The organism is Pseudomonas sp. B6001 (genome assembly GCF_013386015.1).
Lineage (GTDB): Bacteria > Pseudomonadota > Gammaproteobacteria > Pseudomonadales > Pseudomonadaceae > Aquipseudomonas.
The window spans coordinates 39,775-64,529 of the sequence record NZ_JACAOX010000005.1; the positions used below are offsets into that span (position 1 = coordinate 39,775).

General features: G+C 60.8%; 24 protein-coding genes. 10 read left to right on the forward strand and 14 right to left on the reverse strand.

The window, feature by feature from the left end:
- Positions 1-174 precede the first annotated feature (174 nt).
- Positions 175-1,143: an alpha/beta hydrolase gene (locus tag HX821_RS08250; RefSeq protein WP_177035575.1), complete on the reverse strand. Its 969-nt coding sequence runs from the start codon at positions 1,141-1,143 to the stop codon at positions 175-177.
- A 96-nt stretch (positions 1,144-1,239) separates the two neighbouring features.
- On the opposite strand from HX821_RS08250, the gene HX821_RS08255 reads away from it, so the two are divergent.
- Entirely contained in the window at positions 1,240-1,719 is a 480-nt protein-coding gene (locus HX821_RS08255; protein ID WP_087695027.1) for a VOC family protein, read from the forward strand.
- Positions 1,720-1,732: 13 nt separating this feature from the next.
- Here the strand turns inward: HX821_RS08255 and HX821_RS08260 are convergent, their stop codons facing one another.
- Together HX821_RS08260 and HX821_RS08265 are read right to left on the reverse strand one after the other, a co-directional pair.
- Positions 1,733-2,896 (reverse strand): GGDEF domain-containing protein, encoded by a 1,164-nt coding sequence (locus HX821_RS08260; RefSeq protein ID WP_008436297.1) that lies wholly within the window; start codon positions 2,894-2,896, stop codon positions 1,733-1,735.
- Between the two features lie 70 nt (positions 2,897-2,966).
- Complete coding sequence (locus tag HX821_RS08265; protein ID WP_177009454.1) at positions 2,967-3,587, reverse strand: LysE family translocator; 621 nt, start codon at positions 3,585-3,587, stop codon at positions 2,967-2,969.
- A gap of 240 nt (positions 3,588-3,827) precedes the next feature.
- Between HX821_RS08265 and HX821_RS08270 the strand changes: the two genes are divergently transcribed.
- Positions 3,828-4,394 (forward strand): hypothetical protein, encoded by a 567-nt coding sequence (locus HX821_RS08270; protein WP_177035576.1) that lies wholly within the window; start codon positions 3,828-3,830, stop codon positions 4,392-4,394.
- Between the two features lie 175 nt (positions 4,395-4,569).
- Here HX821_RS08270 and HX821_RS08275 read toward each other — a convergent pair whose 3' ends face one another.
- The gene (locus HX821_RS08275; protein WP_177035577.1) at positions 4,570-5,715 is read right to left on the reverse strand and encodes a serine hydrolase domain-containing protein; all 1,146 of its coding nucleotides are present in this window, start codon (positions 5,713-5,715) and stop codon (positions 4,570-4,572) included.
- Positions 5,716-5,786: 71 nt separating this feature from the next.
- Entirely contained in the window at positions 5,787-6,854 is a 1,068-nt protein-coding gene (locus tag HX821_RS08280; protein ID WP_177035578.1) for a fatty acid desaturase, read from the reverse strand.
- A 315-nt stretch (positions 6,855-7,169) separates the two neighbouring features.
- Here HX821_RS08280 and HX821_RS08285 point away from each other — a divergent pair, with 315 nt between their 5' ends.
- A complete protein-coding gene (locus HX821_RS08285) occupies positions 7,170-7,733 on the forward strand; it encodes a recombinase family protein (protein ID WP_177019791.1) in 564 nt (187 codons plus the stop codon).
- Between the two features lie 159 nt (positions 7,734-7,892).
- Here the strand turns inward: HX821_RS08285 and HX821_RS08290 are convergent, their stop codons facing one another.
- Positions 7,893-8,429: an ATPase AAA gene (locus HX821_RS08290; protein WP_003215142.1), complete on the reverse strand. Its 537-nt coding sequence runs from the start codon at positions 8,427-8,429 to the stop codon at positions 7,893-7,895.
- Between the two features lie 121 nt (positions 8,430-8,550).
- Here HX821_RS08290 and HX821_RS08295 point away from each other — a divergent pair, with 121 nt between their 5' ends.
- Positions 8,551-8,919 carry a hypothetical protein gene (locus tag HX821_RS08295; protein ID WP_008436319.1) on the forward strand — a complete coding sequence of 123 codons (369 nt, stop codon included), beginning with the start codon at positions 8,551-8,553 and terminating at the stop codon, positions 8,917-8,919.
- Between the two features lie 16 nt (positions 8,920-8,935).
- Here the strand turns inward: HX821_RS08295 and HX821_RS08300 are convergent, their stop codons facing one another.
- The gene (locus HX821_RS08300) at positions 8,936-9,817 is read right to left on the reverse strand and encodes a LysR family transcriptional regulator (protein ID WP_003215146.1); all 882 of its coding nucleotides are present in this window, start codon (positions 9,815-9,817) and stop codon (positions 8,936-8,938) included.
- A gap of 122 nt (positions 9,818-9,939) precedes the next feature.
- Between HX821_RS08300 and HX821_RS08305 the strand changes: the two genes are divergently transcribed.
- Positions 9,940-11,070 (forward strand): epoxide hydrolase family protein, encoded by a 1,131-nt coding sequence (locus HX821_RS08305; RefSeq protein WP_177035579.1) that lies wholly within the window; start codon positions 9,940-9,942, stop codon positions 11,068-11,070.
- Here the strand turns inward: HX821_RS08305 and argC are convergent.
- Entirely contained in the window at positions 11,054-11,986 is a 933-nt protein-coding gene (argC, locus tag HX821_RS08310; RefSeq protein WP_177035580.1) for an N-acetyl-gamma-glutamyl-phosphate reductase, read from the reverse strand. The two genes, HX821_RS08305 and argC, sit on opposite strands and share 17 nt — an antisense overlap.
- Positions 11,987-12,098: 112 nt before the next feature.
- Between argC and HX821_RS08315 the strand changes: the two genes are divergently transcribed.
- The gene (locus tag HX821_RS08315; RefSeq protein ID WP_087695047.1) at positions 12,099-12,983 is read left to right on the forward strand and encodes a LysR family transcriptional regulator; all 885 of its coding nucleotides are present in this window, start codon (positions 12,099-12,101) and stop codon (positions 12,981-12,983) included.
- A gap of 61 nt (positions 12,984-13,044) precedes the next feature.
- Here HX821_RS08315 and HX821_RS08320 read toward each other — a convergent pair whose 3' ends face one another.
- Positions 13,045-13,680: an HAD family phosphatase gene (locus HX821_RS08320; protein ID WP_177035581.1), complete on the reverse strand. Its 636-nt coding sequence runs from the start codon at positions 13,678-13,680 to the stop codon at positions 13,045-13,047.
- A gap of 185 nt (positions 13,681-13,865) precedes the next feature.
- On the opposite strand from HX821_RS08320, the gene HX821_RS08325 reads away from it, so the two are divergent.
- Both HX821_RS08325 and HX821_RS08330 read left to right on the forward strand, forming a co-directional pair.
- Positions 13,866-14,672 carry an alpha/beta fold hydrolase gene (locus HX821_RS08325; protein WP_177035582.1) on the forward strand — a complete coding sequence of 269 codons (807 nt, stop codon included), beginning with the start codon at positions 13,866-13,868 and terminating at the stop codon, positions 14,670-14,672.
- A 101-nt stretch (positions 14,673-14,773) separates the two neighbouring features.
- A complete protein-coding gene (locus tag HX821_RS08330; RefSeq protein ID WP_087695051.1) occupies positions 14,774-16,969 on the forward strand; it encodes an OsmC domain/YcaO domain-containing protein in 2,196 nt (731 codons plus the stop codon).
- Positions 16,970-17,124: 155 nt separating this feature from the next.
- On the opposite strand, the gene HX821_RS08335 is transcribed toward HX821_RS08330, so the two are convergent.
- The 3 genes from HX821_RS08335 to HX821_RS08345 are packed head-to-tail and all read right to left on the reverse strand — an operon-like array spanning position 17,125 to position 21,228.
- The gene (locus tag HX821_RS08335) at positions 17,125-18,546 is read right to left on the reverse strand and encodes an efflux transporter outer membrane subunit (protein WP_008436338.1); all 1,422 of its coding nucleotides are present in this window, start codon (positions 18,544-18,546) and stop codon (positions 17,125-17,127) included.
- On the reverse strand, positions 18,543-20,123 hold the full coding sequence (locus tag HX821_RS08340; protein ID WP_177035583.1) for a DHA2 family efflux MFS transporter permease subunit: 1,581 nt from the start codon (positions 20,121-20,123) through the stop codon (positions 18,543-18,545). Before HX821_RS08340 ends, HX821_RS08335 begins: the two co-directional genes overlap by 4 nt.
- Entirely contained in the window at positions 20,116-21,228 is a 1,113-nt protein-coding gene (locus HX821_RS08345) for an HlyD family secretion protein (RefSeq protein WP_177035584.1), read from the reverse strand. The genes HX821_RS08340 and HX821_RS08345 overlap by 8 nt, the downstream gene beginning before the upstream one ends.
- Positions 21,229-21,327: 99 nt before the next feature.
- Between HX821_RS08345 and HX821_RS08350 the strand changes: the two genes are divergently transcribed.
- Positions 21,328-22,032, forward strand: coding sequence for a CerR family C-terminal domain-containing protein (locus tag HX821_RS08350; RefSeq protein ID WP_003215166.1), 705 nt, complete (start codon positions 21,328-21,330; stop codon positions 22,030-22,032).
- Between the two features lie 2 nt (positions 22,033-22,034).
- Here HX821_RS08350 and HX821_RS08355 read toward each other — a convergent pair whose 3' ends face one another.
- Positions 22,035-22,655, reverse strand: a complete 621-nt coding sequence (locus HX821_RS08355; RefSeq protein WP_008436344.1) for a LysE family translocator — start codon at positions 22,653-22,655, stop codon at positions 22,035-22,037.
- On the opposite strand from HX821_RS08355, the gene HX821_RS08360 reads away from it, so the two are divergent.
- Positions 22,654-22,851, forward strand: a complete 198-nt coding sequence (locus tag HX821_RS08360) for a hypothetical protein (RefSeq protein WP_158213553.1) — start codon at positions 22,654-22,656, stop codon at positions 22,849-22,851. The genes HX821_RS08355 and HX821_RS08360 overlap by 2 nt on opposite strands.
- Positions 22,852-22,970: 119 nt before the next feature.
- Here the strand turns inward: HX821_RS08360 and HX821_RS08365 are convergent, their stop codons facing one another.
- Complete coding sequence (locus tag HX821_RS08365) at positions 22,971-24,602, reverse strand: sensor domain-containing diguanylate cyclase (RefSeq protein WP_177022587.1); 1,632 nt, start codon at positions 24,600-24,602, stop codon at positions 22,971-22,973.
- Between the last annotated feature and the right edge of the window lie 153 nt (positions 24,603-24,755).

The following is a 24,755-nucleotide window of genomic DNA, read 5'->3' on the forward strand; positions in this document are numbered from 1 at the left end:
CCCGGTCACATGAGCGACTGTTTCTTCGATTTGAGGGCGTGCGCAACGCAACCTTGCGCCTTGGCAATCAAGCCAATGACGGAAAAGTTGAAGGTCGTTGCAGACATTGAGGACACACCCTGAAGAAGGCGCTTATCTTTATGGATTATTACAGGGTGTGTCAACTCACGGCGATCAGTCGCGGTTCAACCAGTGGCGCACGAAACGCACCTGCTCTGCCGACAGTTCTGCGTCTTCCGGCGCGCCCATGAAGCCGCCGTGGGGCATTGCTTCAAAGATGTGCAGTTCCACCGGTACCTCGGCCCGGCGCAGCGCCCGGTGCAGGCGTACGGCGTTGGACAGGAACAGGTCGCGGGTGCCGCTTTGCACGAACGTCGGCGGGAAGCCTGGTGCGAAATCCCCGAACAGCGGCGACAGGTACGGGTGAGACAAATCCGCGCCAGCGGCGTACAGCAGGTTGGTGCTCATCAGCGGGTTGGGCAACACCACGTCGACGGTGCGGTTGACCTGGAAGCTGTCGCCCGATTCGGTCAGGTCCACTTCAGGTGACAGCAATACCAGCGCGGCCGGCAGCGGCAAGCCTTCGTCGCGGGCGCGCAGCACCATGGCAGCGGCGAGGTTGCCTCCGGCCGAGCGTCCGCCGATCACGATCTTGTCCGGGGTGTGGTGCTTCAGCACATGCCGGTAGGTGGCCAGACAGTCATCGAGTGCCGCCGGGTACGGATGGTCAGGCGGCATGCGGTAGTCCACGCCGTAGCAGGTCAGGTTGTGCAGGTCGGCGTGCTTGCCGGCGGCGAGGCGGGCGTTTTCGCCGCCGCCGAACACCAGGGCGCCGCCGTGCAGGTCGATATAGGCGAACTCGGCCCCGTATGCCGGCGTCGCCCGGTACACCGTGGCGTCTTCCACGGTGAATGTCTCAACGTGGTCTGCCGTCTGTCCCGTCTGGGACGCCGCGTACTGTTGGGCAACTGCGGCTTGCATGCGGCGCCAGCCAGCGTGGTCATCGGGTGCGGGCAGGGTGTACAGGCTGTTCAGCGGCACGCCATCGGCGTTCACCATGCGTTGCAGCATCGCCTGGGCCTCGGGGCTGATGGACCGCGGAACCGGGATGATTCGCGGGTCGATCCTTACACCATTACTCATTCTCTGCACCGTTTGGGTTCATGTCAGGACGCGAACGCATTCTTGTCGGTAGCGGTACTACACTGCAAGTCCGAACCTCCACGCTGGAGAACACTCATGCTCAGCAAAAACACGGTGTGCCTTTGGTACGACGGCAGTGCACTGGACGCTGCCAACTTCTACGCCAGGACCTTCCCGGACAGCGCAGTGACCGCGGTCCATCACGCCCCCGGGGATTATCCGGCGGGCAAACAGGGCGATGTATTGACGGTGGAATTCACCGTCATGGGTATTCCTTGCCTGGGGCTGAACGGAGGCTCCGGCGTGCAGCACAACGAGGCGTTTTCGTTCCAGGTGGCCACCGACGACCAGGCGGAAACCGACCGCTTGTGGCACGCGATTGTCAGCCATGGCGGCCAGGAAAACGTCTGCGGCTGGTGCCAGGATAAATGGGGTGTGAGATGGCAGATTACCCCGCGTGTACTGAGCGCGGCGATCACCCATCCCGACCCGGCAGCGGCCAAGCGGGCGTTTGACGCGATGATGGGGATGACCAGGATTGATATTGCGGGGATTGAAGCGGCGCTTAAAGGTTGATGCACCGATTGAGTCAATCGGCGCCCACCGCAGTCCGGTCCACCAGACGAATACGGTTGCGTCCACCGCGCTTGGATTCATACAGCGCCGCGTCGCCTTGCTCGATCAAGGCAGCGAGGCTGGCGGGCGGCGTGTCGAACAGGCTGGCGCCGATGCTCAATGTCACCGCCTCGGGCGTGGCGAACGCCTGCGAGGCAGCCTGATGAAACTGTTCGCGCAGAGCGCTGCCCAGCGCGACAATGCGCGCGTTCGAGGTGTCATTAAGCAGGATCACGAACTCGTCGCCACCCAACCGCGCCGCCAGCGAATCATCGGGCAACTGCGCGCGAATCATCTCGCTCAGGGCCACCAGCAGCCGGTCGCCCGCGGTATGGCCGTACAGGTCGTTGATCAGCTTGAAATTGTCGATGTCGATCAACAGCAGGGCACCCGGCCGGGCCTGCGAGACCTCGCTCAGCAGGCTCGGCGCGCGCATTTCAAGGGCGCGGCGGTTGTACAGCGCGGTCAACGGGTCGCGGGCGGCCAACCGTGCAATCTGTTCCTCACGGCGGTAGCGCTCGGTGCCGGTCATCGACAATGCAATCAGCATGATCGCCATGGCGCCTTCCACCAGCGACACCTGAATGATCTCGCCACGAAACGCCGTCAGGTCGATCAGTGTCCCCGGCACGATCGCCACCAGCGACTTGGCCAGATAGAACAGCCCGTGGGCCAGCAGCACATAGCGCAGTTGCACCGCGCCCACGCTGAGTGATCGGCCATGGGGGCGCAACAGGAAACTGGCCCGCAGGGTCGGCAGGGCAACCAGCAGCGAGTTGGCCAGCAGCATGGCCCTGGACCACGACTGTCCTTCCGGCAACAGCAGCATGGCAAACCAGGCCACGAACATCAGGTACCAGGCGCGAGACAGGCGCACCTGGGTGAAACGCGCAACGCCCAGCAGGAACAGCCAGTGGGCGGTGATCAGCAACCCGTTGGCGAACCAGATGCCGATCAACAGCAGGCCGCTGGCCCGCAACAGCGCCAGGGTGCTGCCCACGCTGATGATGGCGAAACCGGCAGTCCAGTACAGCAGCGATGGCTCGCGGACATTGCGCCACTCGACGGCCAGGTACAGCGCGGCGGCGCCTGCCAGTGCGATGGTGAGGACCAGTATGGTGATGGGGTCGAGCGCCATGGGCGAACTGGCCTGCCTGAGTTGCGGTGAGACGGCGATTGTAAGCGTTTTCGCCGGTTTTTCGCAGTGCTCAGGCCCTGCGCGCCATCAGCAATACCGTCGCGGCGGCCGACAACAACCCCGCACAGCAGCGGTTGAAAATCCGCTTGCCCCGAGGCTGCGCGAACCAGCGGCGCATATGCAAACCCATATAGGCGTAGGCGCTGATGGCGAACCATTCCAGCGCCAGGAACATCGCTCCCAGCAGGGCAAATTGCGGCGTGATCGGACGTGCCGGGTCGACGAATTGCGGCAGGAAGGCGGTAAAAATCAGGATTGCCTTGGGATTGCCGGCGGCCACCAGGAACTCCTGTCGCGCCAAGGCCCACAAGCCCGCCTTGGGCGCCGTCGACTCAGCCTCCGCGTGCGGATTGGACCGCCACAGTTGATACGCCAGATAAAATAGATACGCCGCCCCCAGGATCTTGATCCCGTAGAACAACAACTCCGAGGTTTGCAGCACCACCGCCAGCCCGGCGGACGCGAGGGCGATCATCCCGGCAAAGGCCAGCAGTCGCCCGACGCCTGCCAGGCACGAAGTGCGGTAGCCGTAGCGGGTGGAGTTGCTCACGGACAGCAGGTTGTTCGGGCCTGGCGCCATGTTCAGGGCGAAGCAGGCCGGGAGGAAGAGGGTGAGGGTGGCGAGGTCCATGGGGGGCTCCGGCGGGCGCTGGCAGGTAAGGCCACGAGGATAAGGGATGTGAGGCGGTTGAACAATTTGCGCTAATGGGTAGAACCGATGGCGCTCTGGCCATGTCTGTGAGTCGTGGGTAAATAGATCGGTCACCATGACGCTCATTCGTTAATATGCCCGGCATGCCAATCGGGTAAAGGAAGTTGGCGTGAAGCACGAAGCGCTTTTCCCGGGAATTAAAAATAGAGTAGGCAGGGAATGGAATATCCTTCATTTGAAAACAAATCAAAAAAAAGAACCTTGTTGTTGGTGGTGTGTCTGTTATTTGGAACATGGATTGCTTATACGCTCTGGGCCGGTCGCATTGTAATGCGAACGGTTTTAATGCCATCGATTCCCGAGTGGACGACCTATATAGTCATTGGTTGTCTGGTTGGACTCTTTTTTGCTGCAAGGGCTACCTACTATCGTCCGGCTGTAAGAAACCCGAACCGTGTTGGAGAATCTTTTTTTGGTGGTTTTTGCCTGGGTCTGATTTTGTCCTTGCACAGTTATGACGTCATTACGTACCTGTTGCCCGGCGACATTGTTCAGTATGCGTCACCTTACGAGCTGGTGACTCCGGGGCCCTACGTTGGAAAGTTCAGTCGTTGTGAGGCGGGTCTGCGGATTAAGGATTTAAAGACTGAGCGCTGGGTTGCGCTTTGTACCACTCAGTCGGAATTCAACGATCAAAGAAAGACAGGCATGAATGCAGTGTGGGTGACTGCTCATTCAAACAATATAGGTTCTTATATCGAGGCGTATGAATTTATTTATAAATAAATCATGTCGTCGTTGTACCAGCCTTCGTTCATAAGCCAATGACTCATTGTTGGCCGGGAGGGGAAGGTTTCGTTTTGCCATCAGCAACTTGTGTCTTGCCACAAACTTGCTGCGTTGCATTCGGCAGTAGTGCGCCCCCTTGAAAGCCTCAGATGAACAGATCCGCCCCTTGCCTTCAAAGCGCCGCATAGACTAGGGATGAAAGTCGGCGGGGGCGTGGATCAATCATCGAATGGCTGCCCGAAGTCGTGGTGACAAAACCGAAGCTCACTTGTTTTTCGGGATCAGCGAAACTGATCGGGCCACCAAGCCCGATATGGCCAAAGGTGTTCGGGCCCATTGCATGGGAAGCCGTCGGGTCGCGTTGCTGCTCGAGCATGCAACCCAATCCATAACGCATGGGGCGCATCCATACTCGATCCATGCCATGACTGTGCTCACGGCGGAATTCAGTAAGCAGCTCGGGACCGATAAAGTTTCCTGCCATCAATGCACTGTAGAAACCGGCCAGGCCATGAGCCGAACCGTGTCCACACACGGCGGGTTGCCGGTAGGCCCACCAGCGAGGGTCACTGGTTCGTCTGGGCACCATTCCGGGGTTGGTGAAGGCGAGCGTCGCGATATGCGACGGCTCGTTTTTCACCACGGTTCGCAACGCCTGCGAGTAAGGGTCACCGACTCGTCCCGTGGCACTGTCGAAACGCGCGATACGGTGAAAGTGTTCTTCGCTCACGCCAAGGTGCACGTCCAACTCATGGGGATCGAGAATCTCTTCGTGGATAAACACACAGGGATCTCGTCCGTCCACCCGGCGAATCAACTCGCCGAGGATCCAGCCAAACGTGGTGGTGCCGTAGCCCAGGTCCGTTCCCGGTTCCCACCACAGCGGCTCGGCCTCCAGCAGTCGCAGCATATGCTCCCAGTCATACATCATGGGGTTGTGGTCGGGCCCCCGCAGCGCCGGCAGGCCTGCGGTATGGTTCATCACCTGGCGCAGGGTGACCTTTGCTTTCCCGCTCCGGGCGAACTCGGGCCAGTAACGGGCCACGGGTGCATCCAGCTCCAGCTTGCCCGCCTCAACCAACATCAGGACGGCCACCGCGACATAGGGTTTTATTACGCAGAAGGTATTGGCCAGCGTATCGCGGGTCCAGGGTTTCGTGCCCGCCTGGTCTGCCATGCCGGCCCACAGGTCGACAACGATCTCTGCGCCTACCTGCACGCACAGGCCGGCCCCACGTTCCTGCGGATCATCGAACATGTCCTCGAAGGCCTGCTTGACCGCTTCAAACTGCTTCGCACATATCCCTTGCGCTTTCATACCTCAACGTCCTCGTATTTGAAGTGCGGCCCTTGATACTTGCCGAACACGGATAATGGTTGTGGAGGAATTCACCCACGAGACCGAGTTTGGGAGTGCTCCATGGAAAAGCGATTGGCTCGTTTGTAGGTGCCGAAGTCATTGAACCTGACACCGGCCTGGGCCATGACTTTATGAGCATGAGGTGCCGTCATCTGACGCAGATAAAACGGGTCTCTCACCACGAAGTGATGGATGCTGTGAGTGCTGCCAAAGTTAAAACAGAACAACTGGAACGGCCACAGCCACCAAGGGTTCATCACCTGGGTTTGTTGTAATGCGTTACGCGGGGCAACATCGCCGTAATAGTGCATATTTGAACTTATAAAGAACAGGCAGAACTGCCGTATCATATTGGGCGCTATAAGAATAACCACTGCGCTATTGACGATATCCATTAATTCCAGCGTCGTAGCTGAACTGTGAACCTCCATCCCGGTAATTGACCCAAGCCAGACATACAGGTGGTAGCCGAGGAACACATGCCAGCACCCCCAATACAGAAGCCCGAATGGTGTATTGAGCCGAATGATCTTGCCTAACAATTTTACCTTTTGCCGCCATCCAGGGGCAAACACCGCATTTAGAAAACCAAATACAAAGCCGTCCACCAGTTTCAGTAATCGCAGTATTCCCCAAGGACTGCCGCTCGTGGTGATCCAGGCTTCAACATCAGAATCAGTTCCGGACTCCTTATGGTGATGAAAGTGCAGACTGCGTCTTAGCCACGGGCTGGGCATACCCGGGCGTGCCAGCCAGCAGAAGAGCATCATGGCATTATGGGCCAGCGGCTGTTTTCTAAAATAAAGGCGATGAATCAGGTCATGTTCGATTTCATGAATGAACGAAGTCAGCAGCGCATTGACCAGAATACACATCCATGCGGGGATAAAACCCTTTAGATAGAGCCCTCCCGTAATGACCATCCCTATCAGGGAAAACGCCATGACACTCGCGCCCAGAGCATCCTGGTGCTGCAGGATCGGATAACGCTTTCGCAGGTAGTTCCCATGATCGGTAATACTGCGGGTTACCTTATCAATCTTTTCCTGATCGGTAGTTGGGCGATCAATTTCGATGGCGCCTTCCAAGACATTCATCCATTCATCCTCTGATTGCATCGAGAAATTAACAGCCGCGTCAAGCCGGTCATGTCAATTGTTGGAGCTGTAAAGCAGTAGATACTCATATGGGTTGCTTGAATTGCACGGGGCATTCAAGGAATACGAAATCGACTTTTTTGCGAAAAGCTTGTTAGAATTCCATGCTTCAAAATGATAAGGGAAGTTCAACTCTTTGCAACTGTGTATTTTGGGTGGGTTCAGTGTTACAAGTGCGGTGTAAGGAATTGATGATTTAGTTACAGTTTGTACAAGTATAAAATGACGCTGTACAAGTATTGCCAAGGAGGCACCATGAGATTGCATCGCATCAAATATTTTCGGCGCGCTCTAAAAGAGCCCGAGGGTGGCGTAGAGAAAATAACAAGCGACGATGTATTTGATGCCGTGTTTTGCGATGAGCCGGCAGACAATGCCGCGAATCCTGCAGGCCTGGAAAGGCTACTCCGCTACCTGCAGTGCGGGGATACCGTGGTGGTGGACAGCATGGCAGCGCTGACTTCAAGCACGGAGCAGCTGTGCGCCATCATTCGCCGGTTGATTGAAAAGCAGGTCACGCTGGAGTGTTTGAACGAAAACCTGGTTTTCCGGCATGACTGTCTTGAAGTCGTGGAGTCGATCATTGCGGTAATGGAGCTGATTGCAGAGTTCGAGCGCGCTGCGATGAGGGAAAGACAGGCGGCGGGAATTGCCAGTGCAAAGAATCGTGGGACTTATAGAGGTCGCAAGAAAAAGCTGTCTGACAATCAGGTTGTAAACTTGATTGACCGGGCCACTGCAGGAGAAAGTAGATCCAAATTGGCGCGTGATTTTGAAATCAGTCGGCAGACGCTCTATCGGTACCTGAGGTCCAGATAGGGGCTTCTTCAGGTCGCACGAGGGAGCGGCTGCCAACAAGATCCTACAGTTGAAAAAACCTGTCAGGACGGCATGGCCCGAGGGCGGTGGAAGTCTTGCCATCAATGATTTCTTCACTGGCAAGACGACCCACTATCGCGGCCAACGCTCCTGCTCCCTCTATTCAAGGCAGCCTTCAGATGCTGCGGGCAAGCGCTCGAGAAACTCGGCGATCTGCCGGCCACCGCGCAAGTGCACCACGGGCACCGACGGGCCTGCCGCCAACCGCACCGCCTCGATACCTGGCCGGTGGCCGCGATCAAACGTCCACACGTACTTCAGGAATGTCAGGAACTCCCGGTCGAGTTTCTCGGTACAGCCGGCGGGAATATCCGGGCGCGGGCGGTTCAGCGCACTGCGCAGGATCACCCGGGTAAAGCAGGTGAGCCGTGGCGTGTCGAGCCAGATGATCAAATCGGCACGGGGCAGGCGCAGGTCGAACGTGCGCCGCGCATAGTTGCCTTCACACACCCAGCCATCGGCGGCAACGGCGTCGCGCACGCGGGTACGGAACTGCTCGGCGTCGGGCTCGACCCAGCCGGGCGACCAGAACAGGGTGTCCAGGTGCACCACGGGCAGGCCCAGGCGTTGTCCGAGGGCGCGGGCGAGGGTGGATTTTCCGCTGCCCGCATTACCGAGAATCACGATGCGTTGCATGAAGGGACGTCCTGTCGCGGGAAAGCCCACAATTGTGCAGGTTTTACATGACCGACAAAAGCCATATGAGGTAGGTTGGGCGCCCCGGAATGAACCCTCTCGACCAAGGAAGCGCCTGTCAATGCCAAATGCCTTTTGCCAAATCAGCGAACGCCTGGACAACCGCCGGTTTATCGTCGCGGGCAACACCCATGGTGTGTCCGGTACAGGCACCGTGTTTCATTACCACGTCGATGAAAACGCCATATGGGGCACCTACCAGGGCGGCCGGATTCGCATGGGCAATCAAGTCGGGCGCGCCACAGGCCCCGATACCATCGAGTTGCTGTACCAGTGCCTGACCACCGAGGGCGAGATTCTTGCCGGCTGGTCCCGGGGCACGCTAGGCGTGGATGACGCCGGGCGTACCACCCTGGCCTTCGTCTGGGGCTGGTTGTCGGGCGCGACGGGAGGCGGGGAGTCGAGCTACGTCGAACTCGTTGCCGAGTAATCATGCAATTTCGCGCCTACTGGAACCGCTCAACCAGGTAGTCGACAAAACACCGGACCCGCGCCGGCGTGTGGGTACCGCCGAGGAACACGGCATGGATCTCTTCGCCATCGCCTGGATTGAATGCCTCCAGCAGCGGCACCAGCCGACCCGCCTGAATGGCGTCCGCCACGGTCTCGGCGCAGACCCGCGCGATGCCGATGCCCTCGGCCGCCAATTGGCCCTGGGTGTCACCGTTATTGGTTTCGACATGGCCCTTGATCGTCAGTGAATAGTCGTGGCCATCCTTGCGAAACGGCCAGGTGGGCGCCGCACGCTTGAAGTTGAAACCGATGCAGTCGTGATCCAGCAGGTCTTCCGGCACCTGCGGCGTGCCGCGTCGTGCCAGATAGCTCGGCGCAGCAATGATGACCTTGTGGGTGGCGCCCAGCCGGCGGGACGTCAGGCTGCTGTCGGGCAGCGGGCCCAATCGCACTGCGACGTCGGCTTGCCCGGCGGCGATGTCGACCACGGTGTCGGTCAGGTTGATGTCCACCAGGATGTCCGGGTAACGCTGAATGAACTCGCCCAACAACGGGATCACGAAGGTCCTGCCATACAGCAGCGAACTGCTGACCCGCAGGCGCCCGCGGGGTGAACTCTGGTCGGTAATCTGCTGTTCGGTTTCCCGCAGGTCCGTGAGGATCCGCCGGGCGCACGACAGGTAGGCGGCGCCCTCCGGGGTCACGGTCAGTGAGCGCGTGGTTCGCAGCAACAGGCGTACGCCCAGCCGGGCTTCCATGCGGTCCAGCACCCGCGCGATGGAGGAGGGGGCAAGGTTCAAGCGACGCGCGGCCGCCGAGAAACTCGCGGTCTCGGCCACGAGGGTAAAGATTTCCAATTCGTCCGTTATGTCCACGGGAAACTCACTTGTGCGTTTTTCGCAAAGGCCTTGAGCGGCGTAATGGGGTTCACATCGGTTTTTGTCGGGTTCAGTATTGCGTAAAGCAATGTAATACGGAAACTCACCAGGAGAATCCCATGATCTTGCCCTACACCATCAATATCCCCGACGAACGCCTCGTGGCCATCCGCGACAAAGTCGCCGCCTACGATTGGACCCAGCTTCCCGATTTGGGAGGGTGGAAGTCGGGCGTAGGCGTGCGCGACCTTCAGCGCCTGGTCGCTTACTGGCTGGAATCCTATGATTGGCGCCGGGTCGAAAAACACCTCAACCAATTGCCCAACTTCATCACCGAGATTGAGGGCGAGCACCTGCACTTCGTCCATGTGCGGGGCGACGGTTCCAGGCCGCCGATCCTGCTGCTCCATGGCTGGCCAGGTTCGTACCTGGAATTCGAGGCGCTGCTGGAACCGCTGGCGGCTGACGGACACGATGTGATCGTGCCGTCGCTTCCGGGGTTTGCATTCTCCAGGCCGATCACCGGAGTGATTGGCCCACGTCGGGCGGGCGAACTCATGCATGGGCTGATGGCCCGGCTGTTCGGGCCAACCCGCTTCATCGTTCAGGGCGGTGACTGGGGTTCGGGCATCGCCGGTTGGATGGCCCATGATCGGCCCGAAGCCTTACTGGGGATTCACCTGAACATGGCCGACCTGCTGGCCCAGGGCACCGTTGCGACCACGCCGGAGGAGGAGGCTTTCATCGCCCGGCGTGACGTGCTCATCGACTGGGAAACCGGCTACAACCACCAGCAGGAAACCCGCCCGCAGACCCTGGGTGTCGCGCTGGCCGACAGCCCGGTGGGGGCCGCGGGATGGATCCTCGAAAAAATCGGCACATGGGCCGATCTGCCCACTGCCGCCCATGGCAGTCCGGATCTCTGGGGCACCTTTACCGAGGAGCAACTGCTGACCAACATCATGTTGTATCTCGCACCGTCTTCCATGGTCACCGCGACATGGATGTATCACGGCAAGCGCCTTGAGGGATCGTCAAAATTCCCGGCCGGCACCCGCATCCAGGTGCCGACCGGATTTGCCGCCTTTCGTGACCCGGTGTTCGTGCCGCCGCCGCGCTCATTTGCCGAAAAGACCTTCAACATCGTGCACTGGAGCGAGATGCCCGCCGGCGGTCACTTCGCGGCCTGGGAGCAGCCGGCGTTGATGCTGGCGGACCTGCGCGCCTTTATCGCTACGGTCTCGGCTTGATCATCAAGTCCAGGTTTTGCACGGCGGCACCTGCGGCGCCCTTGCCGAGGTTGTCGAACACCGCCGCCAGCAGGACCTGGCCCGTCTCGTGGTTCTCACACACGATCAAACGCACATCGTCCGTGCCGTTCAGCGCTTGAGGGTCGAGGTAGGTCAACTCCCTCGCAGCCTGCATCGACAGCACCTGTACGTGACGGGTATCGCGGTAGTGCTGCGTCAGGCAGGCATGCAACCGCGCGGCGTCCACGCCCGGGGCCAACAGCCGCAGTTGCAGCGGGATGGTCAGCACGATGCCCTGGCGGAACGCCCCGTAGGCCGGCACAAACAGCGGCGGCTGCGTCAGCCCGCTTTGCTGCTGAATCTCCGGCACATGCTTGTGTGCCAGTCCCAGCCCATACACCAGGAACGCGGGCGCCTGTGAGGCGTCGGCGCCCTCATGCTCCTGCACCCCGGCGCGGCCCTTGCCGGAATAGCCCGAGACGGCATGAATGGTCGTCGGGTAGTCCCCGGGCAGCAGCCCGGCCTCAAGCAACGGGCGCAACAAACCAATCGCGCCGGTGGGATAGCAACCGGGATTGCTCACCCGCTGCGCCGTGGCAATGCGTTGCGCCTGTTGCGGGTTCATCTCGGCGAAACCGTAGGTCCAGTCGGGATGAGTGCGGTGTGCCGAACTCGCGTCGATCACCCGCACGGCCGGATTGTGGATGCTGGCGACGGCGTCCCGTGCGGCGTCGTCGGGCAAGCAGAGAATCGCGATATCGCAGGCGTTGATCATCTCGGCGCGCTGCTGCGGGTCCTTGCGGTGTTCAGGGCTGAGGGTGATCAGTTGCAGATCGGTGCGGTCGCGCAGGCGTTGATGGATCTGTAGCCCGGTGGTGCCTTGGTCGCCGTCGATGAATACAAGAGGATTTGCCATGGGATGCACTCGGATAGGAAATCAGGTGTTCCAATCTTCGGCCAGCCGCTAGGATAGGAAAAGTTGAATTTCCAAACGATGAAGTTCAGATTTTATGAACGAGGATTGACCCATGCGCGAAATCAGCCTGGACCGCCTGCGTACGTTGGTGGCGATTGCCGACCTCGGTTCGTTCGCCGAGGCCGCCCGCATGCTTAACCTGGCGCCACCCACCGTCAGCCTGCACATCGCCGACCTGGAGGCGCGAGTGGGCGGCAAGCTGCTATCGCGTACCCGTGGGCGGGTGCAGCCTTCAGCGATTGGCGAAACCCTGGTGGAGCGCGCGCGCCGCTTGTTGGCGGATGCCGAGCAGGCGCTTGAAGACGTGGAGCGACAGGTGCAGGGGCTGGCGGGGCGGGTGCGTCTGGGAGCCTCAACCGGAGCCATCGCACAGTTGCTGCCGCAAGCCCTGGAAACCTTGAGCCAACATCATCCCGCCATTGATGTGCAGGTGGCGGTGCTCACGTCGCAGGACACATTGAAGAAGCTGGCCGAGGGCGCCCTGGAGATCGGCCTGGTGGCGCTGCCCCAGGCACCGGTGAAGGGCTTGCGGATCGAGCCCTGGCGGCGCGACCCGGTCATGGCATTTTTACCGGCGCGCCGGGAATGCCCCGAGGTGGTAACACCCGCCTGGCTGGCTGCCCAGCCGTTAATCCTGAATGACAACACCACCCGGCTTTCGCGCCTGACCTCGGAGTGGTTTGCCAATGACGGCTACCAGCCGACGGCGCGTATTCAGCTGAATTACAACGACGCAATCAAAAGCCTGGTCGCCGCCGGTTACGGGGCCACGTTGTTGCCCCATGAAGCGTCCACGCCCTTGCACGACACCCGGATTGCGATGCGGCCGTTGCAACCGTTGCTGTGGCGGCAACTGGGGATCGCCCATCGCGCCGGGGAGGTTGAGCGGCCTACGCAACATGTGTTGGACGTGTTGTGGGGATTGAGTGCGGGGTAGGGCGTCGTTGTCTGTGAACTGGGTGGCTGATCGGCGGTGATTGAGTAAGGCCGCAACAGGCCTATGAGGGCGGTGCGAGGTTCACGCCCTCAGCCTGGAGCTTGACCAGTTCCGCAGACAGGGAGCTGCCCGCTGTCCATAGCACCGCATTCCAGCCCAGTTGCCTTGCCGCGACGACATTCGCAGGGGTGTCGTCTATCAGCAGCAATTGCTCTGGAGCGAAGCCCGAGAGAGCGGCTGTCTGTTCAAAGAAGTCCCGTTCAGGCTTGTGACTGCCCAGTGCCGCCGAATAATAGATGCCGTCAACGTGCGGGCCGAGGCCAAGTTGATCCATCAGGTAGGCCGACCGCAGGTGCTCCTGGTTGGTCGCCAGGAAGACCTTCGTACCTCTCTCGCGCAGTTGGGCGAGTGCTTCCAGCAACGGCCGGTTTAGCCTGGCGTCACTTGCAAACCAATAGGCAATCAAGTCTTCGTGGGGAACGGACGGCGTAAGTCGCGCCAGTGCCAGCTTCAGTTGCTCGGCAAGCCCCGAGTGTCCGACGATGATGTCGCTCCAGTAGGGGCCAAAAAACTCGCGGTTCAAATCGGCGTTACTGATGCCCAGATCCGCTTCAATCTCAGATGCCCAAGGCCTGCCATCTGCAGGCCGCCCGTTAATCAGTACACCGTCTACATCGACCATTATCGCGTGGATCATCGTGCCGCTCTTCCCCGTGGTGGTTGTATGTACTGCAGATACCACGCTGCAATGCCATGATTCATACGATTGGCCTATGAATGCCTTCTTGAATCGGGAATTTACACCGGTATGAATATCCTTGAAATTGGCGGCTTTGGGCAGCTAATCCGTCCAGTGCGGTCGTCTTTCGAGGAATCAACACTATGTCGTCACCCGAACCGTTCACCCATACACGGCTTCTCCAGACGGTCGACGATGTACCGTTGAACATCGCCGCGATCCACCGCGCGGGTACCCTGGCGCCAATCGTGTTCCTGCATGGCTTTGGCTCGACCAAGGAAGACTACGCCGACATCGTCCAGCAACCTGCCTTCGACGGTCATCCATTTTTGGCTTATGACGCCCCGGGTTGCGGTGAGAGCCATTGCGATGACCTGTCGAAGATCTCCATCTCGTTCCTGCTGCAAACCGCCTTGCAGGTGCTGGAGCATTTCAACATCGAGCGCTTCCATCTGGTAGGCCACTCCATGGGCGGGCTTACCGCGCTGATGTTGGCGCACCAGTTCCCGGGCCGGGTGCTGAGCTTTGTCGATATCGAAGGCAATATCGCCCCGGAAGACTGCTTTCTCAGCCGGCAGATCGTCGACTACCCCGCGGACGATCCCGCGGCGTTTTTCAGCGCCTTTATCGAGCGCACCCGGCAGGCACCGGCCTACGCCAGCGCGCTGTATTCGGCGAGCCTGCGGCACAAGGTGCGTGCCGGGGCGGTGCGGGGGATCTTCCAGTCGATGGTCGAACTGTCGGATAACGCCGACTTGATGGGCAAGTTCCTCGGCCTGGAATGCCCGCGCATGTTCATGTACGGCGAGCAGAATGCCCATTTGTCGTACCTGGCGCATATCCAGGCGCAAGGCGTGCGGTTGGCGCCGATTGCCCGGTGCGGGCACTTCCCGATGTACTCCAACCCGATCGCGATGTGGCAGCAGATTGCGGACTTTCAACACGGCTGATACCCATCGCCAACGATCGGCCAGGCCCGAAAGCACAAGACTTACGCCTCGAAACCCGGATAATGGCGGCCATATTTTGCTCGCTATTCTGGTAATCCCGCATGGAAATCAAGGTCAATTTTCTCGACAACCTTCGACTTGAAGCCAAGTTCGACGACTTCACCGTGGTGGCCGACCAGCCTATTCGCTACAAGGGCGATGGCTCGGCCCCCGGTCCGTTCGATTACTTCCTGGCGTCGTCGGCGTTGTGTGCGGCTTACTTTGTGAAGTTGTACTGCGAAACCCGCAACATCCCTACCGACAATATTCGCCTGTCCCAGAACAACATTGTCGACCCGGAAAACCGCTACAACCAGATCTTCAAGATCCAGGTCGAATTGCCGGCGGACATCTCCGATAAAGACCGCCAGGGCATCCTGCGTTCCATCGACCGCTGCACCGTGAAAAAAGTCGTGCAGGCCGGGCCGGAGTTTGTCATCGAGGAAGTGGAAAACCTGGATGCCGATGCCCAGGCATTGCTGATGCCGAGCGCGGCGTCCGACGCGGGCACCTACATCGCGGGCAAGGACCTGCCGCTGGAAACAACCATCGCCAACATGTCGGCCATTCTCGCGGGCCTGGGCATGAAGATCGAGATCGCTTCGTGGCGCAATATCGTGCCCAACGTGTGGTCGCTGCATATCCGCGACGCGCACTCGCCGATGTGCTTCACCAACGGCAAGGGCGCGACCAAGGAAGGCGCATTGGCGTCGGCATTGGGCGAGTTTATCGAGCGGCTGAACTGCAACTTCTTCTACAACGACCAGTTCTGGGGTGAAGACATCGCCAACGCGGCGTTTGTGCATTACCCGGACGAGCGCTGGTTCAAGCCGGGCCGCAAGGACGAACTGCCACCGGAGATACTCGACGCGCATTGCCTGCACATCTACAACCGTGACGGCGAGCTGCGCGGCTCACACCTCTATGACACCAACTCCGGCAACGAAGAACGCGGCATTGTTTCGCTGCCGTTCGTGCGCCAGTCCGATGGCGAGGTGGTGTATTTCCCGTCCAACCTGATCGAGAACCTGTACCTCAGCAACGGCATGAGTGCCGGTAACACCCTGGCTGAAGCGCAAGTGCAGTGCCTGTCGGAAATCTTCGAACGCGCGGTAAAACGCGAAATCATCGAAGGTGAATTCGCGCTGCCGGATGTACCGCAGGAAGTGCTGGCGAAATTCCCCGGTATCCTGGCCGGTATCCAGGGCCTGGAAGCCCAGGGCTTTCCGGTACTGGTGAAGGATGCGTCCCTGGGCGGTGAATTCCCGGTGATGTGCGTGACGTTGATGAACCCACGCACCGGCGGCGTATTCGCCTCGTTCGGCGCGCACCCCAGCCTGGAAGTGGCGTTGGAGCGCAGCCTCACCGAACTGCTGCAAGGCCGCAGCTTTGAAGGCCTGAACGATCTGCCGCAGCCGACGTTTGAAGGCCATGCGGTGACCGAACCGAACAACTTTGTCGAGCACTTCATCGACTCCAGCGGCGTGGTGTCGTGGCGCTTCTTCAGCTCGAAGTCGGATTACGAGTTCGTCGAATGGGACTTCTCCGGCCAGGGTGAAAACTCCAATGCCGAAGAAGCCGCCACTTTGTTCGGCATCCTCGAAGGCATGGGCAAGGAAGTCTACATGGCGGTGTACGAGCACATCGGCGCGACCGCCTGCCGCATCCTGGTGCCCGACTATTCGGAGATCTACCCGATCGACGACCTGATCTGGGACAACACCAACAAGGCGCTGTTTTTCCGCGAGGACATCCTGAACCTGCATCGCCTCGACGAAGCGGAATTGAAGGGGTTGGTTGAGCGCCTGGTGGAAAGCGAACTGGACGACTACACCGACATCACCACCTTGATCGGCATCGAGTTCGATGACAATACGGCGTGGGGTCAACTGACCATCCTGGAATTGAAGCTGCTGATTTATCTGGCCCTGCAGCAGTTTGAAGAAGCCAAGGAACTGGTGGAGATGTTCCAGCAGTACAACGACAACACCGTCGAGCGCGGCTTGTTCTATCAGGCTGTGAATGCGGTGCTGGAGATGGAGCTGGACGAAGACCTGGAACTGGCGGACTACGAAGTGAATTTCCGCCGGATGTTTGGCAACGAGCGGATGGACGCGGCGATTGGGTCGGTGAATGGCAGTGTGCGGTTCTATGGTTTGACGCCGACGAGCATGAAGCTGGAAGGGCTGGACCGGCACCTGCGGTTGATCGACAGCTACAAGAAGCTGCACGCGGCGCGGGCCAATACGGCCAATTAAAAGCTGACACCGTACCTGTGGTGAGAGGGCTTGTTGTGGCGAGGGGGCTTGTCCCCCGTTGGACTGCGTAGCAGTCCCTCTTTTTTGGGGCCGCTGCGCAGCCCAACGGGGGACAAGCCCCCTCGCCACAGGTCAGTGGTCACTCGGGTTATTTGTCACAACGTCCATCCCAACCCCAGCGCCTTGTGCAATGACGCAAAGTCCTTGAGCAACAGCGCATCCCCGGAAATCCGGCTTTCCTGCGCCTGGTACCGCGTACGTTCCGCGTCCAGCCAATCCAGCGTGCTCGCCGTACCTGCCTTATAACGCTGGCGCGTCAGGTCCGCAGCCCGTACTGCCGAAGATTCCACGTTACGCAGCAGCACCACGTTCTGCCGCTGGTTGCCATACCGCGCCAGGGCCACATCCGCATCACGCAACGCACTCAACACCACGCTTTTGTAATGGGCCAGGGCCTCGTCGCGCCCGGCTTGCGCACCTTTGACACTGGCCGCCACCCGGCCGAAATCCAATGCGTTCCAGGTCAGCCGCGGCAACAGCAGCCAGGTGCCGCTGTCCTTGCGCGCCAGGTGCCCGGGATCGGCCGCCGAGAACGACAAGTCGCCCATCAGGCTGAGCTTGGGAAACCAGTCGGCGGTTTTCTCGCCGATCTGCGCGTTGCTGGAAGCCAGTTGGCGCTCGGCCACCCGGATATCCGGGCGTGCTTTCAGGATCGCCGCCGGGTCGGCAAAGGGTACCTGGCTAGGGATAGCGGGCAGGGCGCGGGGAGTGTTGAGGCTCGCGTCCAGCTCGCCCGGTTCCAGGCCGCAGAGCAGGTTCAACTGGTCAATCGCCTCGACGATTGACGCTTGCAGCGGCAGGCGTTGGGCCCGGGTGTTTTCGGCCTGTGTCAGGACCTGCTCCAGCTGTAACTGCGAGGCCACGCCACGGCTGCGTCGCTGCTGGGTCAGGTCCAGCGCCTGTTCCTCAATCTCGACACTGGCGTCCACCAGTGCCAGTCGCGCCTGCTGGTCACGCACGTCGGCATAGGTCTGCACCACCTCGGCTGCCAGTTGCACCTGGGCATCGGCCAGTTGCGCCTGCGAGGCGTCGTTTTCCGCCTGGGCCGCCTCGATTGCACGCCGGGTGCCGCCGAACAGGTCGGCCTCCCAACTGGCATCAAAGCCGGCGAGGTAAAGGCTCAATGGCCCGCGACCACCGCCACTGCTGCCACCCAGCGCCGAGGTGTCGGGGGAGCGCAGCTTCAGCATCGCTGCATCGCCGGTGATCTTGGGCAGGGCGTTGGCGTTGGCGCCACTCAGGCTGGCTCGCGATTGCTTGAGGCGCGCCTGGGCGGTCGCCATGTCCGGACTGTTTTGCAGGGCCTGGGCCACCAATTGGTTGAGCTGCGGATCGCCCAGGGCTTGCCACCACTGGGCGACCGCGGGTGTGCGCGGCAGGCCTATGTCGGCGTGGGGCAAGCGCCCGGCCGCGAGGGTCTTTGGCGCGGCATCCGGCGCGCCCTGGTAGTCCGGCCCCACGGTACACGCCGTCAGCAGGCCGACGGTGAAGAGCAAGGGAAGTGAGCGATAAATCATGTTCGTTGGCCTGCCTGCGCCGCGCGCTTTTTCAGGATGAAGATCAGGGGAAGGCACGCCAGCATGGCGAGTCCCAGCACGTAGAACGCGTCGTTGTAGGCCATCACCGCCGCTTGTTGGGCGATGTCGTTGGCCAGATGACTGAGGGCCTGCAGCGAGGCGGTGGACGGGTCGCCGGTTTGCGCCAGGTAGCTGGCGGTATCGCTCGCCATTTGATCCTGGGTCAACTGGGTGTTGGCCTGGATGCCTTCGCGCAACATGTCGTCGTGGAAGTGGCTGCGCCGGTCCATCAGTACGCCGAGCAGCGCCAGCCCCAAGGTGCCGCCGAGGTTGCGTGACATGTTGTAGAGCCCGGCCGCGTCACCCGCATCGCGGGTTTCCACCGAGCGCATCGACAGTTGGCTGAGGGGCATCATCACCAGGATCTGCCCGAAGCCCCGCAGGATCTGCGACCCGTAGAAATCATGGCCGACACTCTGGGCGGTGAGCTGGGTGTCGAGAAAACAGCTGGCCCAGTACATCAACAAACCCACTCCGACCATCATCCGCAGGTCCAGGCGGCCAAGCATTCGCGGCAGTATCGGCATCAGCAGGAACGCCGGAATCCCCGACAGCAACATGATCGAACCCGACTGTTGCGCGTTATAGCCCGACAGGATGCCGAGGAACTGCGGCACCAGGTACGCCGTGCCATAGAGCCCGGCGCCGACCGCCGTGGCGATCAGAAGCACGCTGCCAAAGCTGCGGTTGAGCACCAGTTGCAGGCGCAGGATCGGCGTACTCGAGCGGACTTGCCCGACGGCAATCAGGAAGAAGCCGATCACCATCGTGATGCTCAACCAGATGATCAACTTCGAGTCGAACCAGTGTTCGCGCTGGCCTTCTTCCAGCACCACGGTGAGTGAACTCAGGCCCATGGCCAGGCCAATGATGCCCAGCCAGTCGGCCTTGATGAATTGCTGGAGGTTCATGCGGTCGCTGGGCAGGCCGGTGATCAGCAAGGTGATCAAGGTAATGCTGACGGGCAAGTTGATGAAGAAGCACCAGCGCCAGTTGATATTTTCCGTGAGCCAGCCGCCAATCACCGGGCCCAGCAGCGGGCCGAGGATCACCGTCATGCCGAACATCGTGGTGCCGATTGCCAACTGATGGGCAGGCAGGCGGGTGCGCACGATGGTCTGCGCGGTCGGGATCATCGCGCCGCCGGCAAAACCCTGGCCGATACGCCCGGCGATCATCGCGCCGAGGCTTGAGGAGAGCCCGCAGAACATCGAGAAAAACGTGAACATCAACGCGGTGCCGATCAGGAACCGGCGCAGGCCGAATACCCGGGTCAGCCAGGCGGCGAGGGGAATCATGACGATTTCCGACATCAGGTAACCGGTGGCGATCCACGTGCCCTCGGTACCGGTCGCGCCGATCTGGCCCTGGATCTGCGGCAGCGCCGAGTTGGTGATCGAGATGTCCAGGGTCGCCAGCAACGCGCCCAGCGAGCCGGCGGCGACTGCGATCCAGTCGGTCAGCGAAGCGTTGCGCGGTTTGTCCGCGGGCACTTCGGTCAAGATGGCTTCAGCCATGGTTGGCGTCTGCCTTGTGGGTGCGGGTGTCGACTTCCACGGTGGCGGACAAGCCGGGCACCAGTGCCTGGCGCACGTTGTCATCCGGTACATCCAGGGAAATCCGCACCGGTACGCGCTGCACGATCTTGGTGAAGTTGCCGGTGGCGTTGGACGGCGGCAGCAACGCGAACTGGGCGCCGGTGCCGGGGGACAGGCTGTCGATGTGGCCCTGAATATCATGGCCTGGCAGTGCGTCCACATGCACGGTGACGGTCTGCCCGGCGCGCATCTCGCCGATCTGGGTTTCCTTGTAGTTGGCGGTCAGGTAGATCGCGCTCACCGGCACCACGGTCAACAAGCGTGTGCCTGGCTGCACGTATTGGCCGACGCGTACACCGCGATCAGCGACGCGGCCATCGAGCGGGCTGCGAATCACCGCGTCGTCCACATCCAGCTGGCTCTGGGCCTCGCTGGCCTTGGCCACGCCGAGTTGCGCCTGGGCTTGCTTGAGCTGGGCTTCGAGGGTGCCGTAGCGGGTCTGGCTGGAGCGCAACGCGGCCTGCTTGGCGGCCACGGTGCTGCGGGCCTGGGCGAGTTGGTTGTTGAGCTGCGCCAGGCGTTCTTCCGGCTCGGCCCCGGAACGCGCCAGCGGCGCATAACGTGCGACTTCGGTTTGCGCGTGCTGGGCGTCGGCCTGGGCGCCTTGCAGTTGGGCGCGGGCTTCGGCGATGGTCGAGTCCTGTTGCACGAGGTCGGCCTGGGCCTTGGCAAAGTCGGCCTCGCGGGCCGCAATCGTCGCCGAGGCTTCGTCACTGACTGCCTGGTATTTGCGCGCATCCAGGCGCACCAGCACGTCGCCACGCTTCACGTTCTGGTTGTCGGCCACCAGCACCTCGGCGACGTAGCCGTTGATTTTCGGCGCCACGCTGATGCTGTCGGCTTGCAGATAGGCGTCGTCGGTGGTCTCGATAAAGCGCCCGGTGAGCCACCACCAGGCGCCCCACGCCAGCCCGGCCAACAGCGCCACGCCGGCGAGTGACAGTAGAATCCGTCGGGCTTTGCCACGTTGGCCGTTGACGGTGGTTTCAGGAATGACCTGAGGAGAGGGAGGTGCAGCGGACATCAAGTCACTCCAGTTTTATATCAGTTGGAATAAATTCGTTTTTTCGCGAATTTTTGTCAACTGGTATATTTTGGTTACGTTAAAAAAATGGAGTGGCACATGGCACGACACAAACCGGCCGCCGAAGGGGGTTATCAGCGGGGTGAAGAAACCCGCGCACGCATTATCGAGGCGGCTGTCGAGGTATTTGGCGAGCGTGGCTACGACGGCGCGTCCACGCGAGACATCGCGAATGCTGCCGGCGTCAATGCGCCCGCGATCCAGTACTACTTCGATGGCAAGGAAGGCGTGTACCTGGAATGCGTCGAGCACTTGATCGCGCTGTTGTGGCAGAAGATGGCGCCTACCGTTGAAGCCGCGGAAGGTGCGCTGGCCGATCCCGGGGTCGACGATCAGAGGTTGATCGACGCCTCACTGGGCATTCTCGGCGCGGTGGTTTCAACGATCCAGGACAGTCCCCAGACCACCGCGTGGCGGGCGTTTCTTGATCGCCATCAAGCCGGGCTCTGCCCTGAAAGCGCGACCATGGCGTTCGAGGAACGCTTCAAGGCGCGCATCGCCAACGTGATCCGCCTGCTGATCGCGCGCGTTGCCGGCCTTGCCGTTGATGACGAACGCACGGTGATCCACTCGATGGCGCTGTTCACCCAGGGCCTGGCGTTTCGGGTGCAGAAACCCAAGCTGCTCTCCGCCTTGAACTGGACCGAAGTGAGCCAGAAGGAAATGGAACTGGTGCGGGATGTGGTGCTGATGCAGGCGCGGTTTACCCTGGAAGGCCTGGTACGGCATCGGGACCGGCGCTGACTTCAGCGCTTGCTGAAGGCCAGCCGGGCCGCGAACAGCACGAATATCATGCCGGTGGTGCGGTCCATCCACTTGATCACCTTTTCACGCCGCAGCACACCGGCCAATGGCTGCGTGGCACCGATCAGTATCAGTGCCCAGGCCAGGCTGATCACCACGTGGATGCTCACCAGCCCGAACGTCCACGCCACCAGCGGATGCCCCTGGGGAATGAACTGCGGCAGGAAAGACACGTAGAAAATCCCGATCTTGGGGTTGAGCACGTTGCCCATCATGCCTTTCAGGAACCAGTTGGCGCCGGGCTTTCCATCGGCCTCGACGGACGCCAGCGAACTGCGCGGACGCACCAGCATGTTCAAGCCCAGCCACGCCAGGTAAGCCGCGCCGCAGTACTTCAATACGTTGAAGGCCACCTCGGACACGGCAATCAACGCGCCCAGCCCAAAGGCCACCGCTGCACCCCACAGCAGGCAGCCGGCATTGATACCCAGGGTGGCGCGCAAGGCTTGTTGCTTGCCCTCCACCGTTGCAGTGCGCAATACCAAGGCCGTGTCCAGTCCGGGCGTCAACGTGAGCAACGTGGCGGCGAAGGTGAAGGCGAGCAGGTTGTCGGTGATGGACATGGATATTTACCTGAAATCAGAAACTCTCAAGACTGGCGTTGATACCGGCGACACGCGCCAGCTCGATGGTTGCCGCGACCTGTTCAGCATCGATGATAAAGCCCTGGAAATCGTCATCTCCCGAGTCCAGATGAACCTAACGCTTGCCGAACCGAGCCAGCCATTGGTCGAAACGGTCCAGCACCTCAGCCATTGATGACCTGCATACGTTGTGTTCATCGTTCGTGGGGCAGATTACGGTCATGGGCGCGCGGCTGTCGATATTTAATCAAGAGCGTTGTGGCTTTCTGGAAAGGCTCATGACGCACTACACCGTCACGCCACGCGATTACGCCCCGACGACTTGGCCCGATACAACTGCTGATCCGCACGCTTGATCAGCACTGTGGTGTCGCTGTCCGAAGCTTCAACGAGCCCGACGCCAATACTCACCGTGACCTGCCCAACGGTCTCGAAATGCGCTCCGGCAATTGCCGCGCGAATCTTCTCGGCCACCACATCCGGGCTGTCCGGCGCTTCGATTTCCGGCAACAGCACCGCAAACTCTTCACCGCCGTAACGGGCGACGAAGTCAGTGGCGCGGGTGGCGTCCTGAATCAACTGCGCGAGCTGGCGCAGTACATCGTCCCCGACGGCATGCCCATGGGTATCGTTGATCCGCTTGAAATGATCAACGTCGATCAGCAGCAAGGCAAATGCGCGCCCGCTGCGCTGGAACAGCAGGCTGTACTCCGCCAGTTTTTCATCGAAGCGCCGACGGTTGTAGACGCCGGTCAGGGCGTCATGGCTGGCCAGGTTCAACAGCTCGGCATTGGCCTGGGTGAGGGCGGCAGTACGCTGGGCGACGGTGGCTTCCAGGGACGCATTGGTGTCCTGCAGTTCGCGCTCTTTGCCAAGCAGCGATTGGGTCATGCCCTTGATGGAGCGCCCGAGCTGGGCGATTTCCAGTACGAAATGGTCTTGAGGGAAATACGCGCCAGGCTGTTGGTTTTGGACCTGCTTGGCTGAACGCGCGAGCTCTTCGATGGGCCGGCTGAGGTACGACGCCAGGTAATACGCCACGAAGCCGAAAATCACCGCGGCAATGACGCCCAACAGCAGCAGTTTGTAGAGCAATACGCGGGCAGGGTGCAGGGCGATTTCCAGCGGCTGGCGCATCACGATGTACCAGGTCAGGCTGGAATTCGACGGGCTGGGCACCGCCACGGCGCTGGTCACGTAGCCGTTGTCGACCGACCAGCCGGTGTCATTGGCCAGGCGGTCCTGGGGCAGTTGCTGCCCGGCCAGTTGTTCCGGGTAGAGCACCTTGCCGTCGTTGTCGATGATCAGCGCCTCGATGTCCGGCGTATTGCCTTTGGCCGCTTCGACAATTTGTGTCACCCACGTCCAATGGGCGTGAGCCCCCAGTACGCCGATCACCTGGCCCCCGGCATTGCGAATCGGTGCGGCAAAGTCGATGAAGCGCCAGGGCTCACCGTTGGAGCCCGGCAGCAGCTTGGCAAGCAGTACCGCCTCGTGGGGATCGCCGGTGTAGTTGCCCTGCAAACCGGCCTGGAACCAGGGCCGTGCCGTTACGGATTGGTCGACCAGCAGCCCATTCACCGCCTGGCGCACACGCCCGTCGGTGTCGGCGACGCCCATCCACGCGTACTCGGCGCGGGACTGGGTGCGTTGTTCCATGGAGGTCAGTATGTCCGGATCGTCCAGGTTGCCCCGTCTGAACAGCGGTGCGCGGCTGAGCAGCGACACTTCGAGCTGGCGTTCACGCAGCTGCACCGCCAATAGCGCGGCGGTGGAGCGGGCAGTGCTCAACAAGGCATTGCCACTGGCCAGTTTCAGTTGCTCGGTAGCGATGTGCCCAACGTAGAACCCTACGCTCACCAGGGTGAGCAGCGACAAACCGGCAAACCAGAGGGTCAGGTGACTACGCAGGCTGGCTTTGATCATTGGGGGCTATCTGAAAGGAGTGTGACTACATGGTAGTCGTACCATTCGGATAGTTGCCATAGCCTGATGATTTATACGCGCATTGATTTCCCACCTGCTTTCCCATTACGGGCATGCCAGAATATGGCGCTTAGCCACTTAGGGAACTCAAGG

Coding starts and splice junctions, on each gene's coding strand:
- HX821_RS08330 (WP_087695051.1), top strand. CDS start 14,774: ATGGAAATCAAGGTCAATTTTCTCGACAACCTTCGACTTGAAGCCAAG.
- HX821_RS08250 (WP_177035575.1), bottom strand. CDS start 1,143: ATGAGTAATGGTGTAAGGATCGACCCGCGAATCATCCCGGTTCCGCGG.
- HX821_RS08265 (WP_177009454.1), bottom strand. CDS start 3,587: ATGGACCTCGCCACCCTCACCCTCTTCCTCCCGGCCTGCTTCGCCCTG.
- HX821_RS08255 (WP_087695027.1), top strand. CDS start 1,240: ATGCTCAGCAAAAACACGGTGTGCCTTTGGTACGACGGCAGTGCACTG.
- HX821_RS08285 (WP_177019791.1), top strand. CDS start 7,170: ATGAGATTGCATCGCATCAAATATTTTCGGCGCGCTCTAAAAGAGCCC.
- HX821_RS08290 (WP_003215142.1), bottom strand. CDS start 8,429: ATGCAACGCATCGTGATTCTCGGTAATGCGGGCAGCGGAAAATCCACC.
- HX821_RS08345 (WP_177035584.1), bottom strand. CDS start 21,228: ATGTCCGCTGCACCTCCCTCTCCTCAGGTCATTCCTGAAACCACCGTC.
- HX821_RS08325 (WP_177035582.1), top strand. CDS start 13,866: ATGTCGTCACCCGAACCGTTCACCCATACACGGCTTCTCCAGACGGTC.
- HX821_RS08360 (WP_158213553.1), top strand. CDS start 22,654: ATGGATATTTACCTGAAATCAGAAACTCTCAAGACTGGCGTTGATACC.
- HX821_RS08320 (WP_177035581.1), bottom strand. CDS start 13,680: ATGATCCACGCGATAATGGTCGATGTAGACGGTGTACTGATTAACGGG.
- HX821_RS08260 (WP_008436297.1), bottom strand. CDS start 2,896: ATGGCGCTCGACCCCATCACCATACTGGTCCTCACCATCGCACTGGCA.
- HX821_RS08340 (WP_177035583.1), bottom strand. CDS start 20,123: ATGGCTGAAGCCATCTTGACCGAAGTGCCCGCGGACAAACCGCGCAAC.
- HX821_RS08355 (WP_008436344.1), bottom strand. CDS start 22,655: ATGTCCATCACCGACAACCTGCTCGCCTTCACCTTCGCCGCCACGTTG.
- HX821_RS08315 (WP_087695047.1), top strand. CDS start 12,099: ATGCGCGAAATCAGCCTGGACCGCCTGCGTACGTTGGTGGCGATTGCC.
- HX821_RS08350 (WP_003215166.1), top strand. CDS start 21,328: ATGGCACGACACAAACCGGCCGCCGAAGGGGGTTATCAGCGGGGTGAA.
- HX821_RS08305 (WP_177035579.1), top strand. CDS start 9,940: ATGATCTTGCCCTACACCATCAATATCCCCGACGAACGCCTCGTGGCC.
- HX821_RS08365 (WP_177022587.1), bottom strand. CDS start 24,602: ATGATCAAAGCCAGCCTGCGTAGTCACCTGACCCTCTGGTTTGCCGGT.
- HX821_RS08335 (WP_008436338.1), bottom strand. CDS start 18,546: ATGATTTATCGCTCACTTCCCTTGCTCTTCACCGTCGGCCTGCTGACG.
- HX821_RS08270 (WP_177035576.1), top strand. CDS start 3,828: ATGGAATATCCTTCATTTGAAAACAAATCAAAAAAAAGAACCTTGTTG.
- argC (WP_177035580.1), bottom strand. CDS start 11,986: ATGGCAAATCCTCTTGTATTCATCGACGGCGACCAAGGCACCACCGGG.
- HX821_RS08280 (WP_177035578.1), bottom strand. CDS start 6,854: ATGAATGTCTTGGAAGGCGCCATCGAAATTGATCGCCCAACTACCGAT.
- HX821_RS08275 (WP_177035577.1), bottom strand. CDS start 5,715: ATGAAAGCGCAAGGGATATGTGCGAAGCAGTTTGAAGCGGTCAAGCAG.
- HX821_RS08295 (WP_008436319.1), top strand. CDS start 8,551: ATGCCAAATGCCTTTTGCCAAATCAGCGAACGCCTGGACAACCGCCGG.